Origin of the sequence: Haloflavibacter putidus, from assembly GCF_006546625.1 — a bacterium.
Lineage (GTDB): Bacteria > Bacteroidota > Bacteroidia > Flavobacteriales > Flavobacteriaceae > Mesonia > Mesonia putida.
This window is the reverse complement of the sequence record NZ_VIAR01000003.1, coordinates 269,695-290,402: the sequence shown is the minus strand read 5'-3', so window position 1 is coordinate 290,402 and position 20,708 is coordinate 269,695. Positions and strand designations below refer to the sequence as shown.

Annotated in this window: 18 protein-coding genes; 11 read left to right on the top strand and 7 right to left on the bottom strand. The window is 36.1% G+C overall.

Translation table 11 applies throughout. The annotated features are described in order from the left end of the window. Positions 1-2: 2 nt before the first annotated feature. From FKR84_RS04880 to FKR84_RS04865, 4 genes are read right to left on the bottom strand one after another with little or no spacing between them, the layout of a single operon-like run. A complete protein-coding gene (locus FKR84_RS04880; protein ID WP_141421151.1) occupies positions 3-1,907 on the bottom strand; it encodes a DUF3857 domain-containing protein in 1,905 nt (634 codons plus the stop codon). 55 nt (positions 1,908-1,962) lie between these two features. Continuing rightward, the gene (dtd, locus tag FKR84_RS04875; RefSeq protein ID WP_141421150.1) at positions 1,963-2,409 is read right to left on the bottom strand and encodes a D-aminoacyl-tRNA deacylase; all 447 of its coding nucleotides are present in this window, start codon (positions 2,407-2,409) and stop codon (positions 1,963-1,965) included. A gap of 2 nt (positions 2,410-2,411) precedes the next feature. Next, positions 2,412-3,362, bottom strand: coding sequence for a ribosome small subunit-dependent GTPase A (rsgA, locus tag FKR84_RS04870; protein ID WP_141421148.1), 951 nt, complete (start codon positions 3,360-3,362; stop codon positions 2,412-2,414). 24 nt (positions 3,363-3,386) lie between these two features. Then, the gene (locus tag FKR84_RS04865; protein WP_141421146.1) at positions 3,387-4,469 is read right to left on the bottom strand and encodes a bifunctional 3-deoxy-7-phosphoheptulonate synthase/chorismate mutase type II; all 1,083 of its coding nucleotides are present in this window, start codon (positions 4,467-4,469) and stop codon (positions 3,387-3,389) included. Positions 4,470-4,619: 150 nt separating this feature from the next. Between FKR84_RS04865 and gldA the strand changes: the two genes are divergently transcribed. Continuing rightward, complete coding sequence (gene gldA, locus FKR84_RS04860) at positions 4,620-5,519, top strand: gliding motility-associated ABC transporter ATP-binding subunit GldA (protein WP_141421144.1); 900 nt, start codon at positions 4,620-4,622, stop codon at positions 5,517-5,519. A 366-nt stretch (positions 5,520-5,885) separates the two neighbouring features. Here gldA and FKR84_RS04855 read toward each other — a convergent pair whose 3' ends face one another. Continuing rightward, positions 5,886-6,635: a head GIN domain-containing protein gene (locus FKR84_RS04855; RefSeq protein ID WP_141421143.1), complete on the bottom strand. Its 750-nt coding sequence runs from the start codon at positions 6,633-6,635 to the stop codon at positions 5,886-5,888. Then, entirely contained in the window at positions 6,632-7,723 is a 1,092-nt protein-coding gene (locus FKR84_RS04850; RefSeq protein ID WP_141421141.1) for an acyloxyacyl hydrolase, read from the bottom strand. Before FKR84_RS04850 ends, FKR84_RS04855 begins: the two co-directional genes overlap by 4 nt. 298 nt (positions 7,724-8,021) lie before the next feature. Between FKR84_RS04850 and metK the strand changes: the two genes are divergently transcribed. Continuing rightward, a complete protein-coding gene (gene metK / locus FKR84_RS04845; RefSeq protein ID WP_141421139.1) occupies positions 8,022-9,281 on the top strand; it encodes a methionine adenosyltransferase in 1,260 nt (419 codons plus the stop codon). Positions 9,282-9,374: 93 nt separating this feature from the next. After that, complete coding sequence (locus FKR84_RS04840) at positions 9,375-10,019, top strand: MarC family protein (protein ID WP_141421138.1); 645 nt, start codon at positions 9,375-9,377, stop codon at positions 10,017-10,019. Between the two features lie 84 nt (positions 10,020-10,103). Here FKR84_RS04840 and FKR84_RS04835 read toward each other — a convergent pair whose 3' ends face one another. Then, on the bottom strand, positions 10,104-12,236 hold the full coding sequence (locus FKR84_RS04835) for a Tex family protein (RefSeq protein ID WP_141421137.1): 2,133 nt from the start codon (positions 12,234-12,236) through the stop codon (positions 10,104-10,106). Positions 12,237-12,525: 289 nt separating this feature from the next. On the opposite strand from FKR84_RS04835, the gene FKR84_RS04830 reads away from it, so the two are divergent. From FKR84_RS04830 to FKR84_RS04795, 8 genes are all read left to right on the top strand, one after another. Beyond that, positions 12,526-14,103, top strand: coding sequence for an NAD(P)/FAD-dependent oxidoreductase (locus FKR84_RS04830; RefSeq protein WP_141421135.1), 1,578 nt, complete (start codon positions 12,526-12,528; stop codon positions 14,101-14,103). A 137-nt stretch (positions 14,104-14,240) separates the two neighbouring features. Continuing rightward, complete coding sequence (locus tag FKR84_RS04825; RefSeq protein ID WP_141421134.1) at positions 14,241-15,602, top strand: acyl-CoA dehydrogenase family protein; 1,362 nt, start codon at positions 14,241-14,243, stop codon at positions 15,600-15,602. A 22-nt stretch (positions 15,603-15,624) separates the two neighbouring features. Continuing rightward, positions 15,625-16,560 (top strand): 2-hydroxyacid dehydrogenase, encoded by a 936-nt coding sequence (locus FKR84_RS04820; protein ID WP_141421132.1) that lies wholly within the window; start codon positions 15,625-15,627, stop codon positions 16,558-16,560. 240 nt (positions 16,561-16,800) lie between these two features. After that, the gene (locus FKR84_RS04815) at positions 16,801-18,570 is read left to right on the top strand and encodes an SLC13 family permease (protein WP_141421131.1); all 1,770 of its coding nucleotides are present in this window, start codon (positions 16,801-16,803) and stop codon (positions 18,568-18,570) included. A 2-nt stretch (positions 18,571-18,572) separates the two neighbouring features. Then, positions 18,573-18,899 carry a DUF202 domain-containing protein gene (locus tag FKR84_RS04810; protein ID WP_141421129.1) on the top strand — a complete coding sequence of 109 codons (327 nt, stop codon included), beginning with the start codon at positions 18,573-18,575 and terminating at the stop codon, positions 18,897-18,899. A 1-nt stretch (position 18,900) separates the two neighbouring features. Further along, on the top strand, positions 18,901-19,227 hold the full coding sequence (locus FKR84_RS04805) for a DUF6122 family protein (RefSeq protein ID WP_141421127.1): 327 nt from the start codon (positions 18,901-18,903) through the stop codon (positions 19,225-19,227). A 69-nt stretch (positions 19,228-19,296) separates the two neighbouring features. Beyond that, positions 19,297-20,085 (top strand): hypothetical protein, encoded by a 789-nt coding sequence (locus FKR84_RS04800; protein WP_141421126.1) that lies wholly within the window; start codon positions 19,297-19,299, stop codon positions 20,083-20,085. A 5-nt stretch (positions 20,086-20,090) separates the two neighbouring features. Next, positions 20,091-20,705 (top strand): deoxynucleoside kinase, encoded by a 615-nt coding sequence (locus tag FKR84_RS04795; protein WP_141421124.1) that lies wholly within the window; start codon positions 20,091-20,093, stop codon positions 20,703-20,705. The last annotated feature ends 3 nt before the right edge of the window (positions 20,706-20,708 follow it).

The window sequence follows — 20,708 nt, the reverse complement described above, 5'->3', positions numbered from 1 at the left end:
TTTTAATCGCGTTTTTTCAATACTAATTTTTGATTTTCTGCATTGCTTATTTTTTTTCTAAACTCTCTATAAGCAGCATATTTTTCTTTGGGATACACTCCGTCTTTAATTAGAACTCTTTTTGTGTATACTAAGCTGTTCTTTTTTTGCTGAAGTGACATGGTATAACTACCAAATTCTGTTTCTATAGTAACATTTTCTGGCTTAGAGGCAATTGTATAATTTTTAGGAATAAAAATCTCTATACTATCTTCGTCTAGATAACCTCGCGAAATATGAAATGGGGTTTTCCTATTGCGATAACGCTGCGGAATGTAGGTTATGGCACTAATTGGATTTATGGCCGCAAACAGATGATTGTTGGTTTGGGTTACAAAATTATTGCCGCTAATTTTAAAAGTTTCCGTAAAGCTTACAGCTTCCTTGTCGTTGTGAAAACTGTGTTCTTCTATTTCTAAATTATCTATAGAAGACCAATATCGAAAGTCTCTTTTTTCAAGATCTTTGGGCGAGTAATGCTCTAGATATTGCCTACTATTATATTGATTGCCTTTAGTAATAATTTCTCCCTCTATGTTTACCTTACCGTTTTCTGTAAAATGGACTGAAGCGGTTGTTTTTTGATAATTATCTTCGTTTATGTAGGCCGGCGTTTTTACAATCTCTCCGCCATCGGGTTTCATTACCAAAACTCTTCTATCGTCTGTAAAATCGCCCAAAAAGCCGAAAGGTTGTGTTTGGCTGGTGCAATCTATCCATTTATAATCGTTTTTGTATGGAATGGCCAAAATAACGTGGTTGCCTTGAGCCAAACTTGCAAAGTCTTCTTCAAAATCTATTTTTGTTTTTCCCGCCTCTACGTGCGTGTAATAGGCCGGCACGCCAACGGCATTTAGCAAAGCTTGGGTGTAATTGGAAAGCCCTTTACAATCGCCATATTTCATTTCGTCTACCTCGCTCGCTTCTATTGGTTGGTATCCGCCAATTCCTACCTGAACGCTTATATAGCGTGTATTATTTTGTACATAATTATAAACAATTTTGGCTTTTTCTATCGGGTCTTCTACGTTTGCGGTTAAAGCTTGCACTTTTTTTATGGTAGCGGCAGGTAAATCTGTCCTGTTTTCTAAAACCTGGTCGTGAAACCATTTTCCCAAACCTTCCCAATTAGAAATATTTTCACCTTTATAACCGGATAAATGAAAATTATGCGACATTGCCGAAACCCAAGGTAAAATTTGCTGCCATGGAAGGTTAAGATTCTCGTTAGGAATAGGCTCAACTTCTTTTAAAGTATAAAATATACCAGCAGGATTTTCTTGTTTTTCTATTTCAAAATTTTCAAAATTCTTCTCTTTTATATTAAAAGTAGTTTCAGTCTTATCAAATAATAATTTATAACTCGACTCTTGCACGTAAATATCGTATCCTGGTATAAAACTATGCCCTGGCACAAAAGAAGTGTTTTTTGTTTTATACTCTTTAATGAAAGCTACCGAATAAGGATAACCCGTTGGTTTATAATTTAGATATTTTATACGAGAATCTGAATATAACGTAGAACCATCTACTGCGCTCTCGTCTTTAAAATCTTTTTCTTTTATCTTTTTTATACGCTGCCCATTGGCGTCATAAATAATAGCTTCTACATTTTTTAAGCGCAAATCGTCATCGTAATAAGCATAAGCCCTTGCAGCCTTATTGCCTTTAGCATTTAAAACAGTTGTAAGCTTATACTCTTTTACATCTAGAGAAGAAAAGTTATTAAATTCTACTTTCTTTTCGTACTTTCTAATTACCGCATTTGCGTCGCGATAATCGCTTTGCTCAAGGGGTGCAATCTCTTTTTGCGCGTAGATTTGAAAGATAGATAAAAGGCTAATAAATAGTATAGGGAGTTTTTTCATATATCAATTTCCTAAAAAAATGTTAAATATAATATTTTTTTTAGAAACCTCTTTATTATTCTTTAGAATCTATAATTATAGTTACCGGGCCGTCGTTTACCAAATTTATCTGCATATCTGCTCCAAACTTGCCGGTACCAACTCGTTTACCTAATTTCTCTTCAAATTCTTGTATAAATTTTTCGTAAAGTGGTTTGGCAATAGCTGGTTTTGCGGCTTTTATAAAACTTGGTCGGTTTCCTTTTTTGGTATTAGCGTACAAGGTAAATTGACTAACAATAATAGCTTCGCCGTCTATATCTTTTAGGGATAAATTCATATTACCGTCTTGATCAGAAAAAATACGCATATTGCATATCTTCCTAACAAGCCAATCTATATCTTCTTTTGTATCTTCTGCTTCTATGCCCAGCAAAATAAGCAAACCTTGTTGCATAACCGCATTTAACTCATTACCTACACTAACATTTGCTTTTTTAACCCGCTGAATTACCGCCCTCATAGTTATTCTTTTTTATAAACATCTACTCTATAATTCTCGTCTTCACCCTCTATAATTTGTAAATACGATTTGTATCTAGACCAACTTACCTCGCCTTCTTCTAAGGCTTCTTTTACCGCACATTTGGGTTCGTTTACATGCAAGCAATTATTAAATTTGCAACGGCCTTTTAAAGCAAAAAACTCCGGAAAATAATCGCCTAATTCTTCTTTAGCAACATCTACAACGCCAAAACCTTTAATGCCCGGCGTGTCTATAATGCGTGCATCAAAACTTAGATCGAACATCTGCGCAAAGGTAGTGGTATGCTGGCCTTGCATATGTTGCGTAGATATTTGTGCCGTTTTTAACCCAAGTTCTGGCTCTATAGCATTGATTAAAGTAGATTTCCCTACCCCACTATGACCTGCAAATAGACTGGTTTTACCGGTCATTTCTTCCTTGATCTTTTCTATATTTTTTCCGGTCTTTGCCGAAATAGGAATACACGTATAACCAATATCTCTGTAAATAGCCATTAGATAGCGTATTTCGTCTTTTTCTTCTTCCGTGTAAACGTCTACTTTATTAAACAACAAAACCGTTTCTACCCGATAGGCTTCTGCGGTTACCAAAAAACGGTCTATAAAAATGCTTAAAGTGGGCGGATTGTTTAAGGTGATAATCAAAAATGCTTTGTCTAAATTGGCACCAATAATATGGGTTTGCTTAGAAAGATTGACAGACTTACGAATGATGTAATTTTTACGATCTTCTAGTTTCTTTATAACGCCTATGGTCTCTCCCCCAGAATCTTCCAAATCAAAAACCACCTTATCTCCCACTGCTACCGGATTGGTGTTTTTTATACCTTTTAATCTAAATTTACCTTTTATCCTGCATTCGTAAAAAGTACCGTTTTCTGCTTTTACGGCATACCAACTGCCGGTAGATTTATATACAATTCCTTTCATAAACGTCTTTATTAACTTTTAATGCTACCGATGCAATATTTTCTCTTGATGATGAATAGATTCTTGATGAATAGCTTTAAAAATCCGTAAAATAAAAGCTTCGCTCAAACCGTTTTTAGCACCTTCGGCTATCATTTTCCGTAAAATAGACATCCAGCGTTCAGACTGTAAAATCACCACTTCTTTATCGCGTTTTATAGCGCCAATCTTATCTGCAATTTCCATACGTTTGCCCATCATTTCTATAAGTTGATTGTCTATCAAATCTATATTGGTGCGCATTTTTATAATCTCTTTTTGAAAATCTTCGTTATGCGAAGTTTCTTTACGGATTTTTAAATTCTGAATAATTTCTTGCAAACGCTCCGGCGTAATTTGTTGCTGGGCATCACTCCAGGCATTATCCGGCTCGTGGTGGGTTTCTACCATAAAACCATCGTACTTTAAATCTAAAGCAGTTTGGCATAAATTGCCAATAATATCTCTTCGCCCGGCAATATGCGACGGATCTAACAATAAAGGCAAATCCGGAAAACGGGTTTGTAAATCTATTGGTATTTGCCACTCCGGATTGTTGCGATATTGCGATTTTTCGTAAGTAGAAAAACCTCTATGAATTACACCCAATTTTTTAATTCCTTGCTCAAAAAAACGCTCTACTGCGCCCAACCAAAGTGCCAAATCCGGATTTACGGGGTTTTTAATCAACACAATTTTATCACAACCATTTAAAGCTTCTGCAATTTCTTGCACCATAAATGGCGATACCGTAGTTCTTGCCCCAATCCATAAAATATCTATATCGTGCTTTAGTGCCAAATCTACGTGCACCGGATTGGCAACCTCTGTAGTTGTAAGCATTCCGGTCTCTTTTTTTGCTTTTTGCAGCCATTTTAGCCCCAAAGCACCAACGCCTTCAAAATTACCCGGCCGCGTACGCGGTTTCCAAATACCGGCGCGCAAAACCGTAGCTTGTGTATTTTTTAGTTTATGCGCTATGGTTAAAACCTGCTTTTCTGTTTCGGCACTGCAAGGTCCCGCAATTAGTAGCGGATGCTCCAATTGCATTTGAGTTAACCAAGATTTTAATTGCATAGAATTTTTCACAAAATATATTTTACCTACCTCTATTTCCTACGGCAGTATAGCACAAAATAACTATATTTTTAGAGAAAAGCGGTTACTTTTTTATAGTTTTCTATGCTAAAAGTAAAGTCTGCCACATCTAATTACGTATTTTTACCTAAAATTAAGTTTATGGGTATTGAAGTAAATAATTTATCTAAACTTTACGGAAAACAAAAAGCTTTAAACCAAGTTTCTTTTGTAGTAAAAACTGGTCAAATTGTAGGATTTTTAGGCCCTAATGGCGCGGGGAAATCTACTTTAATGAAAATTTTAACCGGATATTTACCAGCCACCAAAGGTTGGGCAAAAGTAGAAGATTTGGAGGTAAGTACCCAAAAACTGGCATTGCAAAGAAAAATTGGTTATTTACCAGAGCACAATCCGTTGTACTTAGAAATGTACGTACGCGAATATTTAAATTTTAATGCCAATATCTATAAGGTCTCTAAAAAACAGGTAGAAAAAGTAATAGAACAAACCGGATTATTGCCAGAAGCAAATAAAAAAATAGAGCAATTATCTAAAGGCTTTCGGCAGCGTGTAGGTTTGGCCAGCGCTTTATTGCACGATCCGGAAGTTTTAATCTTAGACGAGCCTACCACCGGTTTAGACCCTAATCAATTGGTAGAAATTAGAGAGCTTATTAAAGAAATTGGGCAAACCAAAACCGTTTTTCTTTCTACGCATATTATGCAAGAAGTAGAAGCCGTGTGCGATAGAGCTATTATTATAAATAAAGGCAGCATTGTTGCAGATAAACAACTCAACCAATTGGCAGAAAGTCAAGAGCAAGTAGTTGTGGTAGAGTTTGATTTTAGAGTAGAAATGATAGCCTTACAAAAACTTCCAAAATTGGAAAAAGTAGTAAATACCGGCGGTTTTAGATATGAGCTTTATTTTGATACCACCAAAGATATGCGCCCCGCGATTTTTGATTTTGCCCACGATAACGGACTAAAAATTCTCCAATTGCACCAAAAACACACTAGTTTGGAAGATTTGTTTAGAACGCTTACGCAGGAAAGTTAAAAAATATTGAAAAGCCTAATTCTAAACCAAAAAGATAGAATAAAGGTAATCTATTTTAAAAAACTAGGTTCAACATAAGCTTTTTCAATAAAAATTCATAACTCAATAGAAATCTTGCGTTTTAAGAAACGTTATTCACTTTTCTTTGCTCGTCCAAAGAAAACGAACCAAGAGAAAAGACGCTTTTTCTTAGGTATTTTTTCGCTTATGGCGAAAAACCACTAAGCTTTTCCTAAATTTCCTCCAAGGTTTCAAAAATTTTTACGGAAAAGATTAGCTATACTGAAGAAAAAGAGAAAAAGTTATATTCTAATAAAATTGTATTCTCACCAAAATTATTCCGTAACTAGAAACAAGATCTAAAAATTATTCAAAAAGCAATCTTCCGGTATACAATTCTTCTACTTGTACCAAAGGTGGCTCGTTTTTAGCAAGAATATTGCCAGTGCTCACTATTTTCCCAATAAGCGATTGCTGCGGATTTATTACCATAGTATTAGAACCGCGATGGTAAACCTCTATATTTTCTGCAAGCAAATTTTCTGATTCTAGCCTGCCGTCGCCACTGTAAAAATTTATGCTAAAATTGGCAACCTCGCCATCTAAAAAATAATCACTTAAGCCGTTGCTTACAATAGTTAAACTGTTACATTGTAGATCTAAATCAAAATCGCCATCGGTTTTTACGGTATCTCCCAAACTGGCATCTTCAGAAATTAATTGCAAAGTATCATAAGTCAGCGTATTTAAACTATTTATCGTCCAACTGCTCGCATTTCGTATGACTTTTAAATCAGGACTTTCTATATATACTTTGGTAACTTTATAGTCGCGCACAAAGTTGCAGGTATTCTTGTTTTTTATAACCAATTTATTCCCAACTAACTTAAAAGTGATGTCTTCTGCCAAATTCTCTCCGGTTTCCAAAACTACTTTTTGCGTATTTGCTTTGCTTAAGAAAAGTTCTACCCCGGCGTGTACTTCTATTTCTTCAAAATTTACCAAAGCAATTTCTTTGCTTATAATTTCTCCTTCTTTACGGAAACAATCCGGCGTCCAATCAGCACTGCAAGCAGATAAAATAAAACTCATTACTATTATTAGAAAATATTTCATAATCTATACCCAATTGTAAATTCTACCGCTTCAGCCTTTGCTGCGTGTGCCTTTACGGAAATACTTGCAAAAAGATGTTTAGAAATTTCACGTTGAATGCCGGCACGCAAATAAACTTGTCCTTCAAAATCGTACGGATAATAATAGTAATAGCCTCCATTGGCAACAATAGAGTTTTTACCTAAATGCAATTGATAGCCGGCAAAAATCCCTGCCCGCGTGCTAGATTCGTCACCGCTTATATTTTCTTCGGGATAGGCTATTCCCCGGTAACGGATAAGCTCTTTAAGCATTGGCGAAAAAAATACTTCTGTACCCAACAAGATAGAGCTTTTTAAACTCAGACGCTTGTCTGCAAACATCCCAAAGGTATAAAAAGGATAACTTTTCATGCCTATCACATCGCTGGCATTTATGCCGCCTCGTGCAATAAAATTAAAACGAATTGGCTCTATAAATTTCTGTTTTTCAAAAGTTTTGTAGGTCAATTCTTTATCTGCATCCAACAAGTAATTTATACCAATATTGGCCGCCAAGGTATTGGTGCTCGTATTTGGCGCTTTTACATTGGCATTAGAATAATGTATCACGCTTAAACCAAAATGTACGCCCAACCCTCTAAAGATATTTGCTTGTTTATAATTAAGCGCCACAAAAGTAGAAGCCAAAAAATGCGACCCGTAAGCATTATTTTCGTAATTATTTTTAGCATCGTACGGATTGGTAGCATAAGCCAAACCCTGCCCCAACCTAAATTGTAATTTTCTGTTTAAAAAATAAAAGTTGTAATGTGCATAAAGACCTATATTTTCGCCCAAATACGGATTTTTCATATTTTGAAAAATAGCCGAAACACCATAATCCGGGTAATTAAAAGCAGCTTCCCAAGCATTTTTTCCGTAGGTTTTACGGTTGTAGCTTAAAATAACGCCTTCGGGGTGTTTGGTAATTAAATGGCCAATAGCTTTGTTATGCTCTAAAATGCTTCCGTAAAAATAATCTAAGCTAAACTCGTGCAAAGAATTTTCTTCTTGCGAAAAACCAAGCATACAACAAAAGACTGCGCCTAAAAAAAGCCATTTTTTCATAGCGCAAAAATAGCAGAATATTTGAGTTTAGCGTATTTGTATTGCTTTTGAAATTTCGCTTTAAGCAAAAAACAAAAATTTCTACCATTACCTTTACGGAAATAAACCAAGATTAAGCATAGTTTAAAAACTAGTTAAAATGAACCAAGTATCGGACTTATTTTATAACTTTGCGTAAAAATTTATAGGGAAAAATTTGACTGATTGCAACCCTTTTAAAAATGCTAAAGCAGGTTTTCTTCTTTAGTGTTTTGGCGCAGCTTTCTCAACCACTTTTCCCGCTTTTAAATAAAAATATATGGCTTATTTATTTACTTCAGAAAGTGTTTCTGAAGGACACCCAGACAAAATAGCAGACCAAATTAGTGATACCTTATTAGATAACTTTTTAGCTTTTGACGAAAAATCAAAAGTTGCTTGCGAAACCCTGGTTACAACCGGGCAAGTAGTTTTGGCAGGAGAGGTAAAATCTGACACCTATATAGATGTACAACAAATTGCGCGCGATGTAATTAATGACATTGGCTACACCAAAGGAGAATACAAATTTAGTGGCGATTCTTGTGGCGTAATATCGTTAATACACGAACAATCACCAGATATTAATCAAGGAGTAGACCGCGAGAAAAAAGAAGATCAAGGCGCTGGCGACCAAGGTATGATGTTTGGTTATGCCACCACAGAAACCGAGAACTATATGCCGTTGGCGTTAGATATTTCGCATAAATTACTAATAGAATTAGCAAAAATTAGACGAGAAGGCAATAAGATGACTTATTTACGTCCAGATGCCAAAGCGCAAGTTACCATAGAATATAGTGACGAAAATGTGCCACAACGCATAGAAGCCATCGTGCTTTCCACCCAACATGATGCATTTAACGAAGACGAAAAAGAAATGTTGGAGCAAATTAAAAAAGACGTAAAAGAGATACTTATACCGCGTGTTACCAAACAATTGCCAGAATACGTGCACAAATTGTTTAACGAAGAAATAAAATACCATATAAATCCTACAGGAAAATTTGTAATTGGCGGTCCACACGGCGATGCCGGACTTACAGGTCGTAAAATTATTGTAGATACTTATGGCGGAAAAGGAGCACACGGCGGTGGTGCTTTTTCTGGAAAAGATCCCAGCAAAGTAGACCGTTCTGCCGCTTATGCCACGCGACACATTGCTAAAAATTTGGTAGCAGCGGGAGTAGCTAAAGAAGTTTTGGTGCAAGTTTCTTATGCCATTGGAATTGCCCAACCAACTTCTATCTTGGTAGATACCTATAATAGCGCACAAGTTCAGATGAGCGATGGCGAAATTGCAAAAAAAGTAAAAGAGATTTTTGACATGCGTCCGGCGGCCATAGAAGATCGTTTGCAGTTGCGCAACCCAATTTACAGAGAAACAGCAGCTTACGGCCATATGGGCAAAGAGCCAAGAAAAGTGACCAAAATATTTGAAAGTCCGTATTCCGGGAAATTAAAACGCGAGGTAGAATTGTTTACTTGGGAAAAATTAGATTATGTAGATAAGATAAAAAAGGCATTTGAAATCGATTAAAAAAAAGCGGCTTAAAAGCCGCTTTTTTTTTGCCGTAATATTTTATCAAATAAATTTTAATTACTTCTTTTGCAAAAAATTTAAATTAGTAAAATGAACGATTTACTAGGATTTGGACTACTGGCATTTACCTCTTTTTTCACCCTGATAAACCCTATTGGGACGATGCCTATTTTTATGACCATGACGTCAGATTTAGACAATGCGCATCGTAATGCAACGGCAAAAAAAGCCACCATTGCTGCTTTTGTAACTATTGTAGCATTTGCATTTTCTGGTCAAGTGCTTTTTGAGTTTTTTGGTATTTCGGTTAACAGTTTTCGGTTGGTTGGTGGGGTTATTTTCTTTTTAATGGGAATGGATATGCTGCAAGCTCGTTTATCTAGTATAAAAGTAAGATCTAAATCAGAGAAAAAAACCTATGTAGAAGATATTTCTATCACGCCACTGGCCATCCCCATGATTTCCGGTCCGGGCTCTATTACCAACGCTATTATAATGATGGAAGATGCCAAAACTATAGAAGCAAAAGCAGTTCTAATTGGCGGTATATTTTTGGTGCTTCTCTTAACTTATTTAATTTTATTGAGCTCTTCGAAAATTTTAAAAGTTTTGGGCAATACCGGCAAGAATGTGTTAATGCGTCTTATGGGGCTTATTGTTATGGTTATTGCTGTAGAATTCTTTTTTAGCGGCTTAAAACCCATTTTGATAGATATTTTAAACAGCACTAATTAATTCCGTAAAGAAAGCATCTACTTGCTTTACGGAATTTTTAAAGGCTGAAGAATTTGAATAGTTTAAACGCAGATTGGTGAGATTTTATTCATTTAATTTTACCAGTTTTAACTGTATGCGCTTTCGCGGAATATCTACACTTAAAACTTTTACTACAATTTGCTCATGTAAATGTACAAACTGACTAACATCGCTAACAAACTCATTGGCTAGATTAGAAACGTGAATAAGACCGCTTTCTTTGATTCCTATAGAAACAAAGCAGCCAAAATTGGTAATATTGTTTACAATACCCGGCAATAACATACCTTCGTGCAAATCTTCTATGGTTTTGACGTTTTGGTTAAAACTAAAGGCTTTGGCTTTTTCTCTAATATCTCGCCCCGGCTTTTTTAGCTCGTTTACAATATCTTTTAAGGTAGGTAAACCTACGTTTTTGGTGCAAAATTTTTGCAAATCTATTTTATCTAATAAGGTTTGGTTACCCACCAATTCTTTTATCTCCAGAGATTCTGTATTGGCTATTTTCTTTACCAAAGCGTATTGCTCGGGATGTACAGCAGAGTCGTCTAACGGATTTTCACTTTGTTTTACCCGCAAAAATCCCGCAGCTTGTTGGTAGGCTTTCGCGCCAAGTCTCGGTATATTTTTTAGTCCTTCACGTTTTGTGAAAGCACCATTTTCTATGCGATATTCTACAATATTTTCTGCCAGTTTTTCTCCAATTCCAGAAACATATTTCAGCAAAGATTTGCTGGCTGTATTCAAATTAACACCTACTGTATTAACGCAAGTTTCTACTACCCGGTCCAAACTTTTTTGTAACTCGGTTTGGTTTACATCGTGTTGGTATTGGCCAACGCCAATAGATTTTGGGTCTATTTTTACCAATTCGGCCAGCGGGTCTTGCAAACGCCTACCAATGGAAATTGCGCCACGCACGGTAACGTCATAATTAGGAAATTCTTCCCGCGCAATAGAAGATGCCGAATAAATTGAGGCACCAGCTTCGCTCACCACAAATACTTCTAAGGCATTTTTAAAATGAATACGTTTTATTAAACTCTCTGTCTCTCGAGAAGCTGTGCCGTCGCCAATAGCTATGGCATCTATTTTATAAGCTTCTGCCAAAGTGCTTATTTTTTTAATACTCTCTTTTTGTCGTTTTTTTGGCGGGTGCGGAAAAATAGTTTCGTTATGCAGTAAATTGCCTTCTTCGTCTAAACAAACCACTTTGCAACCAGTTCTAAAACCGGGATCTATTGCCAAAACACGTTTTTGTCCTAAGGGCGCGCCTAATAGTAATTGTTTTAGGTTTTTGGCAAAAACTTGTATGGCGGCTTCATCTGCTTTTTGCTTGGCTTCTTGAAGAATTTCGTTGCTTAACGAAGGATACAATAATCGTTTATAAGCATCTTTAATACTTACCGCTATAAACATTTTGGTACTGCTTTGCGGCTTGATAAGTTTTTCTTCAAATTTCTGAAAGGTGCGTTTTTCGTCAATTAGTAATTTTACACGTACATAACCTTCATTTTCTGCACGACGAATAGCTAAAAATCGGTGAGAGGGTATTTTCTTTAAACTTTCTTCCCAATCAAAATAATCTTTAAATTTTTGCGCCTTTTCTTCGCCCTTTTTACTTTTTATCACTTTGGTTTTTAACTGCCCAAAATTTTCTAATTGGTAACGCAAATAATTCCGTAAATCTATACGTTCTGCAATCCACTCTGCTATAATATTGCTGGCGCCGTCCAAAGCATCTTCGGTTGTCTTTACTTCTTTAGACAAGAATTTTGCTGCGGCAGTTTTTACATCTCGTGTACTTTGCGCCATTATTATTTTGGCCAGCGGTTCTAAACCTTGTTCTTTGGCAGTATCTGCTTTTGTTTTGCGTTTCTTTTTATACGGCAAATACAAATCTTCCAGTAGCTTTAAATCTTGGGCGGCTTCTAATTCTTCCTTTAAGTCTTTACTTAGGTTTCCTTGTTCCTCCAAAGTAGAAAGAATAGATTCTCGGCGTTTTTCTCTGGCTTCAAAATCTTCTTTTGCTTTACGGATTTGTTCCAACTGCACCTCATCTAAGTTTTGAGTACGCTCTTTCCTGTAGCGCGCTATAAACGGAATTGTTGCATCTTCTGAAAAAAGTTGCAGGGTGTTTTCAATTGACTTTTCCGGCAAACCCGTAGAAGATTGAATAAAAGCTATTTTTTGCATTTTGCTAAGATAAAAATTATTGGAGATTGAAGATTATTGATTGGAAATTTTTGAATACAGAATAACAATAGTGAATATCGAAAATAGCTTTTATTCAATTTCATCTTCTTTCTTTTTAATTTTTCGCTTTTAGCTTCCCAACTCCGCTTTCGTTTTGATACAAAATTCTAACGAATTTGACTCAACGTCCTTTTTCCTCCACTCCCCTCTAACCTCTCATTACTCATTCCTGAATTTTCACTTTTAAAATTCTAATTACTAACTTATCTTCAATTACCTTTGCCGCACGATGAGTCAACTAGTACAGATTTCTATTTTACCCGAGCAGCAAGAAGACCGTGATTTTATTTTAAAACTCGGACTCAAAAAAGCAAACCTAAAAGCTACCGATATTTTGGACTGGAACATTAGAAAACGCTCTATTGATGCGCGCCAAAAACAGATAAAACTCAACCTTCAGCTAGAATTTTGGAAACTAGGAGAAATTAAAAAAGACATTCCGCCATTTATTCCGCAGCAAGTACATCAGGCAGAAGAAATTGCGATAATTGGTGCTGGACCTGCGGGTTTATATGCCGCCTTGCGTGCCATCGAAGCTGGTTTAAAACCCATCGTATTCGAGCGCGGAAAAGACGTTCGTTCTCGACGTCGGGATTTGGCAAAAATCAATAAAGAACAAATCGTAAATCCAGAATCCAACTATTGCTTTGGAGAAGGCGGCGCGGGGACCTATTCCGACGGAAAACTGTACACGCGTTCTAAAAAACGTGGCAATGTACTCAAGGCGATGGAGTGGTTTGTGCATTTTGGCGCTGACGCAGATATTCTTGTCGATGCGCATCCGCATATTGGCACTAACAAATTGCCTAAAATTATTACTGCAATGCGGGAAGCGATTATTCAATATGGCGGAGAAGTACATTTTGACAGCAAACTAACCGATATTCGCATTAAAAATCAGGAGATCAAATCTATAGAAATCAACGGGAAAGACTGGTTTGATTTTACTAATGTTGTTTTAGCCACCGGACATTCCGCGCGGGATATTTTCTATCTATTGCATCGTAAAAATATCAAAATGGAAGCCAAAGGCTTTGCACTTGGCGTTCGGGTAGAGCATCAGCAGCAATTAATCAATTCGATTCAATATCACGGCGACGATCAAAATCCGTATTTACCACCTGCTTCTTACAGTTTGGTAGAGCAAGTAGACGGTTTGGGCGTGTATTCTTTTTGTATGTGTCCCGGCGGAATTATTGCGCCTTGTGCAACCAAGCAAGAAGAAGTGGTAACCAACGGTTGGAGCCCAAGTAGGCGGAATAATCCTTATTCTAATTCGGGGATTGTAGTGAGTATTGCTCCTGAAGATTTACCAAACTATAAAAAAAATAATCCCTTTGTTTGTTTAGAGTTTCAACAGCAAGTAGAAAAAGCTTGTTGGGAAGCGGCAGGAAAAACGCAGCAAGTTCCTGCACAACGTATGATTGATTTTGTAGAAGGAAAAATCTCTAAAGATTTCCCGAAGACTTCCTACCAACCAGGGATTGTAAGCGTAGATCTAAGCGAGGTATTACCAAAAATGATTGCCAAACGCTTGCAAAAAGCATTTGTGGCTTTTGGTAAAAAAATGAAAGGCTACTATACCAATGAAGCCGTACTCCACGCTCCCGAAAGTAGAACCTCCTCTCCTATTTTAATTCCGAGAAATCGCGAAAGCTTAGAACATATAGAAATTAAAGGTTTGTATCCGTGTGCCGAAGGTGCTGGTTATGCAGGCGGAATTATTTCTGCCGCCATTGATGGAATTAATTGTGTAGATAAGATTGCTGAAAAATTAATGCTTAATCCTAATACCAACAGATCTTAGTTGAGTTATTGTTTGGTATATTTAATTACATCCTTCTAAAATAAACTACGACAGCGTTTTCTAATTTTCTTCGCAATTATTTAACAGCGATAAACAAAATAATTCGATAATTTTAACCGAAACATAAAACACTTTCTATGTCGCTTTTCGGAAAAATTAAAAACACAATGAGTCTCTTAAAAGGAGTCGATTTGGATCAACTTGCCAAAATAAATGAAAAAATAGACCTTAAAAAAACCATGGATACCTTGGGCAAATTAGACGATCGCCAAATAAAAGGTATGATGAAGCTTTTACAGCACCAAGGCAAAAAAGGTCAGCATAAACTCCCGCCAATAGATGGCGATTTTTATAATTTAGACCTAAAACTTACAGATGCCCAGCGCGATATACAAATGAAAGTGCGCAACTTTATGGAAGATGAAGTACGCCCATTGGTAAACGACCATTGGAACCGCGCAAAATTTCCGTTTGAGATTATACCAAAATTTGCAAAACTCAATATAACCGGCATCCCGTACGAGGGTTACGGCTGCCCCAACCTTCCTTTTTTGATGGAAGGTATAATAGCACAAGAAATTGCCCGCGTAGATGTTTCTATTTCTACGTTTTTTGGCGTACACAGCGGCTTGGCAATGGGATCTATTTACCTTTGCGGAAGCGAGGAACAGAAAGAAGAATGGTTGCCAAAAATGCAAAAACTAGAAAAAATTGGCGCCTTCGGTTTAACCGAACCAAATGTAGGTTCGGCTGTGTCACAAGGAATGGAAACTACTTGTAAATTTGATGGCGAAAACTGGATTTTAAACGGACAAAAAAAATGGATTGGCAATGCCACCTTTGCAGACGTAATTATAATTTGGGCTAAAGATGTAGACTCCAAACAAGTAAAAGGCTTTTTGGTACGAAAAGAAAACCCCGGATTTAAAGCCGAAAAAATGCAAGACAAAATGGCTTTGCGTATCGTACAAAATGCTATAATAACGCTAACCGATTGTAAAGTGCCGGAAAGTGATCGTTTGCAAAAAGCAGATACGTTTAAAGATACAGCCAAAGTTTTAAAAATGACACGCGCCGGCGTTGCTTGGCAAGCCGTTGGTTGCGCTCGCGGAGCTTATGAAAATGCTTTAAAATATACCAAAAAACGCGAGCAATTTGGCAAACCCATTGCCACCTACCAATTAATACAAAACCACTTGGTAGAAATGGTTTCTAACCTTACGGCTATGCAAACCATGGTTTACCGCCTTTCTGAAATGCAGGATCAAGGTATTTTAACAGACGAACACGCCTCGTTGGCGAAAGTATTTTGCAGTTTACGCACCAGAGATATTGTAAGTCGTGCCCGCGAAGTTATGGGCGGTAATGGCATTTTATTAGAACACGACGTTGCTCGTTTTGTAGCAGATGCCGAAGCTATTTACAGTTATGAAGGCACCAAAGAAATCAACTCGCTTATTGTGGGTAGGGCAATTACCGGTTACAGCGCTTTTGTATAATTTTAAAAAATGAAATAATTGTATGGCAAAGAAAATTGTAATTATCGCTCCTAATCGCGATGTAGATGCTTGGGTAGAAGCTTTAAAACAGCAAGACGAAAAACTACAAGTAGAAGTATATCCGCAAGATACCCAGCGAGAGAAAACAGAATTTATTTTAACATGGAATCCGCCTCGAGAAGTTTTTCAGAATTATCCTAACCTAAAAGTCGTTGCTTCTATGGGCGCGGGCGTAAAGCATATTTTTAACAACAGTACAATTGCTGAAAACGTTGTTGTTACCAAAGTAGAAGATAAACAATTGGAAAAAGATTTAGGTATTTTTGTATTAACCAGTTGCTTAAACCATTTACGGGACATTTCTTTCTATTACACCAAACAACAAGAAAGCGAATGGAAACCAATCAAATATGTGCGACCGGAAGAAACTTGTGTGGGTATTTTAGGGTTTGGAACTATAGGCCAAGCCGTGGGCGAAACCTTATATAAAAGCGATTTTAAGGTTATTGGTTATGCCAATTCTAACAAAAACCATAAAAATATTAAGACGTTTGTAGGAAAAGATGCCTTTACGGAATTTTTACAGCAATGCGATATTTTAGTTTGCTTATTACCCTTAACCAAAGAAACCCAAGGCATTTTATCTGCTTCTTTGTTTAAGCAATTAAAAAAAGGAGCTTATCTTATAAATGTTGGCCGTGGAGCACATTTAAAAGAAAATGATTTGCTGGAAGCCATAAATAACCAGCAACTTAGCGGTGCAGCCTTAGATGTTTTTCAGGAAGAACCTTTGCCACAAGAACATATTTTTTGGTCGCATCCCAAAATAACCATCACCCCACATATTGCCAGCGTTACCCATCCTAAAAGGGTAAGTAAACAGATTGTTGAAAATTATGATCGAATGCAATCTGAAGAAAAAATATTGTACCAAATAGATAAGCAAAAAGGATACTAAGCTAAAAATTGCGTGTTAAAGTTTAGAATGCAAGCCTTTTTTATTTCCGTAAAGCAAAAAAAAAGAACTTGGTGCTATTAATTTTGGTTTATAACTAACAGAGAAAATAAGAAGAAAGCAATATAGAGAATGCGCACCAAATCTTTTTTAATTACAAATTTTTAGTATAAAGCTTAGATTGAATACCGGCGAATAAATAAAAATGCTATTTTTACTAGGTAGCCTTAAACGGTGAAACCTATGTATTTAAGCATAACTTTTATAATAATAGCCATTGGTATATTCCTTTTTGTAAAGGATTATTTTAGTATAGACACGACATCTATACTTATTATGTCTTTGTTTATTGTTTCGGGAGTTTTAAATCCGGCCGAAGGTTTTGCGGGATTTAACCACCCGGCAACCATAACTTTGGGCTGTATGTTTGTTTTGAGTGCAGCGGTTTTTAGGTCTGGCATTGTAGACGGTCTTAGCAATAAAATTGTACAAATAGCCAGAGTTAATTACTTATTGGCATTAATTGTTTTTTGCTTAACGGCAGCTGTTCTTTCTGCTTTTATAAACGACACGGCGGTTGTGGCAATGCTTATTCCTATGGCGTTAATGGTTTCTCGCGAAACAGACATTTCGCCTTCAAGGCTATTAATTCCTATTTCTTTTGCAGCATTATTTGGTGGTACTTGTACGCTTATTGGTACTTCTACCAACATTTTGGTGAGCAGTTATGCTATAGAATTAGGAAGTGCCGGGTTTAGTATGTTTGAGTTTTCTTTGGCCGCTTTAGGAATTACCGTTGTTGGCTTGGTTTATATTTTTATTGTTGCGCCCATCTTGCTTCCTGAAAGACAATCGTCTCAAGATACTTTGCAAAATGAAGCAGAAGATTATATGGCAGAAATAGAAATTTTGCCGGGCAATCCAGATATAGATAAACCCATTACCCAAACCAAACTCATAAAAGATTTACAAGCACAATTGCTTATGATTAAGCGTAAACATTTACGCTTTTATGAGATTAATGAAGAAACGGTTATTCGCGAGGGAGATTTGATTAAAGTTTTAATTCCGCCAAGAAAAATAAGCAAATTAAAAGACGCTAAACATTATAAATTTAGCGGTATAGGCGAAGTAAGCGAAGACGATAGCGAGAAAATGATTTATGAAGTTATGATACCATATGGTTCTAACCTAAGCGGGGCAACTTTAAAAAATTCTAATTTCAGAAATACGTATTACGCCTCTGTTTTGGCTATTAGGCAACGCAAAGAAACCATTACCCAAAACGTAGCAAATGTACAGCTTAAGGAAGGCGATATGTTGCTGCTTTATGCTTCTAAGAATAACATTATGCATTTGGTTTCTAATAAACTTATTGTAGCTTTATCAGAATACGATGCCAGACAGGTAAATTTAAAAAAAGCCATACCGGCTATTTTAATTTTAATAGGTGTAATAACCTCTGCAGCTTTAGATTTGACTTCTATATTAATAAGCGCTTTAGTAGGGAGTTTACTAATTGTAACCACTGCTATTTTAAAACCAAAAGAAGCCTACGAAGCAATAGAATGGAAGGTTATTTTTATGGTTGCCGGCGTTCTCTCTATGGGAAAAGCTTTAGAAAAAACGGGAGGTTCTGAGTTGATTTCGCAGTTTTTATTTGATAACTTAGGCAACTTACATCCGCAAATTATGCTAAGCATTATTTTCTTGTTTACTTTTTTGGCCACCAATGTTTTATCCAGCAAAGCCACGGCGGTTTTAATGACGCCAATTGTAATAGAATTTTCTAAAATATTAGAAATAAGCGAGAAACCTTTTTTAATTGCGGTAATGTTTGCGTGCTCTCTCACGTTTATGACGCCGGTAAGTTACCCAACAAACACGATGGTTTATGCCCCGGGAAATTATAAATTTAAAGACTATCTAAAAATAGGAACACCTTTAAACTTGGTAGTTTGGATAGCCGCATCAATTATAATTCCATTGTTTTTTCCTTTTGAACTAAACTAATTATGAAAAAAAGATTCAAACTACACAATCCGTTTAAACCCAGGATAACCAACGAAAAAAACTTACGGGAGCATTTGGCTTTAGAACGCACCAAATTGGCTAACGAGCGCACGTTGCTTTCATACATTAGGGCTTCCTTATATTTGTTGGTTGGCGGCGTAGCTTTGTTGCAAATAGAAGATTTTCCGCGGTTACACTGGGTTGGGTATGCTTCTTTATTTATCTGCGTATTATTTATAATTATTGGTATTTCGCGCTATATTGCTTTAGAAAGAAAATTGAAAGATTTACTTTTGCCTGAAGAACCAGAAGAGCCCGAAGAAGAATAAAATGTTGCAAAATTTTGTGCATTACGGTTTACATTTTGTCGCGGTGGGAGCAATAGCCTATTGGTACGACCCCAAAAAATGGAAAAAATACTGGCTTCTTTTAATTGCAACAATGCTTATAGATATAGACCATTTATGGGCAAGCCCAGTTTTTGATCCGGACAGATGCAGTATAAATTATCATTTTTTACATACCTATTGGGCAGGCGCAATTTATCTTTTGGGCAGTATTGTAATCAGAAATAAAAGTTTACGTTTGGTATGTATAGGCTTGGTATTTCATTTAATTACAGATGCAATAGATTGTTACTGGAGTAGTTTTAATTAATACACTTTACGTGGAATTATTTCGGTTTAACCGAAATTAAAGTCTACTTCAACTATCAAAAAACAAAAGATGAGAAAAGTTATTTATTTTATTTTCTTAATATTATTGGTAAAAGATGCTTTTCCGCAAAGTGTAGAAACCCAAATGCGGGCAGAAATTCCTTTTAAAATGGAACGTTTTATTGGGGTAGATAATTTTAATAACCTTTACGGAATAAATCAGCAGGTTTTTTATAAAATAGGAGCCACCAAAAAACAAGAATTTCAAGCTTTGCAGTTGGGTAATATAACCTCTGCAGATATTATTAATCCGCTTAAAATTACACTCTTTTATAAAAACACCAACACGGTTGTAATCTTAGACAATAATCTAAACGAGATAGACCGTATTAATTTTTCGCAAATACAAAACTTTAGAAACCTTGCATCTGCCACAACCGGAAAAAACCGTAGTTTGTGGATTTATAATATAGATTTGCAGCGTTTAGAACTATTCGATTATTACCGCGAAAGAGTTTTGGCCCATTCGCAGCCTTTACAAGAAAACGTTTTAAACCATAAAAGCAATTTTAATTTTTGTTGGATTTTAAGCAAACAGAATATAAAAGTCTATAATACCTACGGGAGCCTAGTTGGCACTTTACCCAATAACGGGTATAAAAAAATATCAGAAAACAACAATAGATTGGCAGCTGTAAATGAGCAGGGCAAAATAGCATTATTGCTAGAAGAAAAAAAGCAATTTATTCCGCTTTCTATTTCTCAAAATGCCGTTAAAGATTTTTATTTGCAAAACGATTACCTTTATATTTACAGCGGTAAAAAAATCTATCAATATCAATTAACCTTACCAAATTAAACTCTATGCACGTAGCAATTGCCGGAAATATTGGTGCCGGAAAAACAACACTAACCAAGCTCTTGGCCAAACATTATAATTGGGAACCACAATACGAAGACGTTCTTGAAAACCCGTATCTCGAAGATTTTTACAACTCTATGGAACGATGGAGTTTTAACCTGCAAATTTATTTTTTAAACAGCAGGTTTCGGCAAATTTTAGAAATTAGAGAAAGCGGTAAAGATATTATTCAAGATCGTACTATTTACGAAGATGCGCATATTTTTGCTCCCAATTTACACGCTATGGGGCTTATGACCAATCGTGATTATGAAAATTATGCAGCTTTATTTGAATTGATGGAAAGCGTTACCCAAAGTCCAGATTTACTTATCTACCTTAGAAGCAGCGTACCAAATTTGGTGTCCCAAATACAGCAACGCGGCCGTGATTATGAAAATTCTATTTCTATAGATTACCTTAATCGCTTAAACGAACGGTATGAAGCCTGGATACAAAGTTATAATAAGGGGAATCTCTTGATAATTAACGTAGACAATATTAACTTTGTAGAAAAGCAGGAAGATTTAGGCGATATTATCAATAAAATAGACGCCGAACTTCACGGTTTATTTTAAATG

What these genes read in the sequence shown, in the direction of transcription:
- FKR84_RS04880 (WP_141421151.1), bottom strand. Translation starts at nt 1,907, where the DNA reads ATGAAAAAACTCCCTATACTATTTATTAGCCTTTTATCTATCTTTCAA.
- dtd (WP_141421150.1), bottom strand. Translation starts at nt 2,409, where the DNA reads ATGAGGGCGGTAATTCAGCGGGTTAAAAAAGCAAATGTTAGTGTAGGT.
- rsgA (WP_141421148.1), bottom strand. Translation starts at nt 3,362, where the DNA reads ATGAAAGGAATTGTATATAAATCTACCGGCAGTTGGTATGCCGTAAAA.
- gldA (WP_141421144.1), top strand. Translation starts at nt 4,620, where the DNA reads ATGGGTATTGAAGTAAATAATTTATCTAAACTTTACGGAAAACAAAAA.
- FKR84_RS04855 (WP_141421143.1), bottom strand. Translation starts at nt 6,635, where the DNA reads ATGAAATATTTTCTAATAATAGTAATGAGTTTTATTTTATCTGCTTGC.
- FKR84_RS04850 (WP_141421141.1), bottom strand. Translation starts at nt 7,723, where the DNA reads ATGAAAAAATGGCTTTTTTTAGGCGCAGTCTTTTGTTGTATGCTTGGT.
- metK (WP_141421139.1), top strand. Translation starts at nt 8,022, where the DNA reads ATGGCTTATTTATTTACTTCAGAAAGTGTTTCTGAAGGACACCCAGAC.
- FKR84_RS04840 (WP_141421138.1), top strand. Translation starts at nt 9,375, where the DNA reads ATGAACGATTTACTAGGATTTGGACTACTGGCATTTACCTCTTTTTTC.
- FKR84_RS04835 (WP_141421137.1), bottom strand. Translation starts at nt 12,236, where the DNA reads ATGCAAAAAATAGCTTTTATTCAATCTTCTACGGGTTTGCCGGAAAAG.
- FKR84_RS04830 (WP_141421135.1), top strand. Translation starts at nt 12,526, where the DNA reads ATGAGTCAACTAGTACAGATTTCTATTTTACCCGAGCAGCAAGAAGAC.
- FKR84_RS04825 (WP_141421134.1), top strand. Translation starts at nt 14,241, where the DNA reads ATGTCGCTTTTCGGAAAAATTAAAAACACAATGAGTCTCTTAAAAGGA.
- FKR84_RS04820 (WP_141421132.1), top strand. Translation starts at nt 15,625, where the DNA reads ATGGCAAAGAAAATTGTAATTATCGCTCCTAATCGCGATGTAGATGCT.
- FKR84_RS04815 (WP_141421131.1), top strand. Translation starts at nt 16,801, where the DNA reads ATGTATTTAAGCATAACTTTTATAATAATAGCCATTGGTATATTCCTT.
- FKR84_RS04810 (WP_141421129.1), top strand. Translation starts at nt 18,573, where the DNA reads ATGAAAAAAAGATTCAAACTACACAATCCGTTTAAACCCAGGATAACC.
- FKR84_RS04805 (WP_141421127.1), top strand. Translation starts at nt 18,901, where the DNA reads ATGTTGCAAAATTTTGTGCATTACGGTTTACATTTTGTCGCGGTGGGA.
- FKR84_RS04800 (WP_141421126.1), top strand. Translation starts at nt 19,297, where the DNA reads ATGAGAAAAGTTATTTATTTTATTTTCTTAATATTATTGGTAAAAGAT.
- FKR84_RS04795 (WP_141421124.1), top strand. Translation starts at nt 20,091, where the DNA reads ATGCACGTAGCAATTGCCGGAAATATTGGTGCCGGAAAAACAACACTA.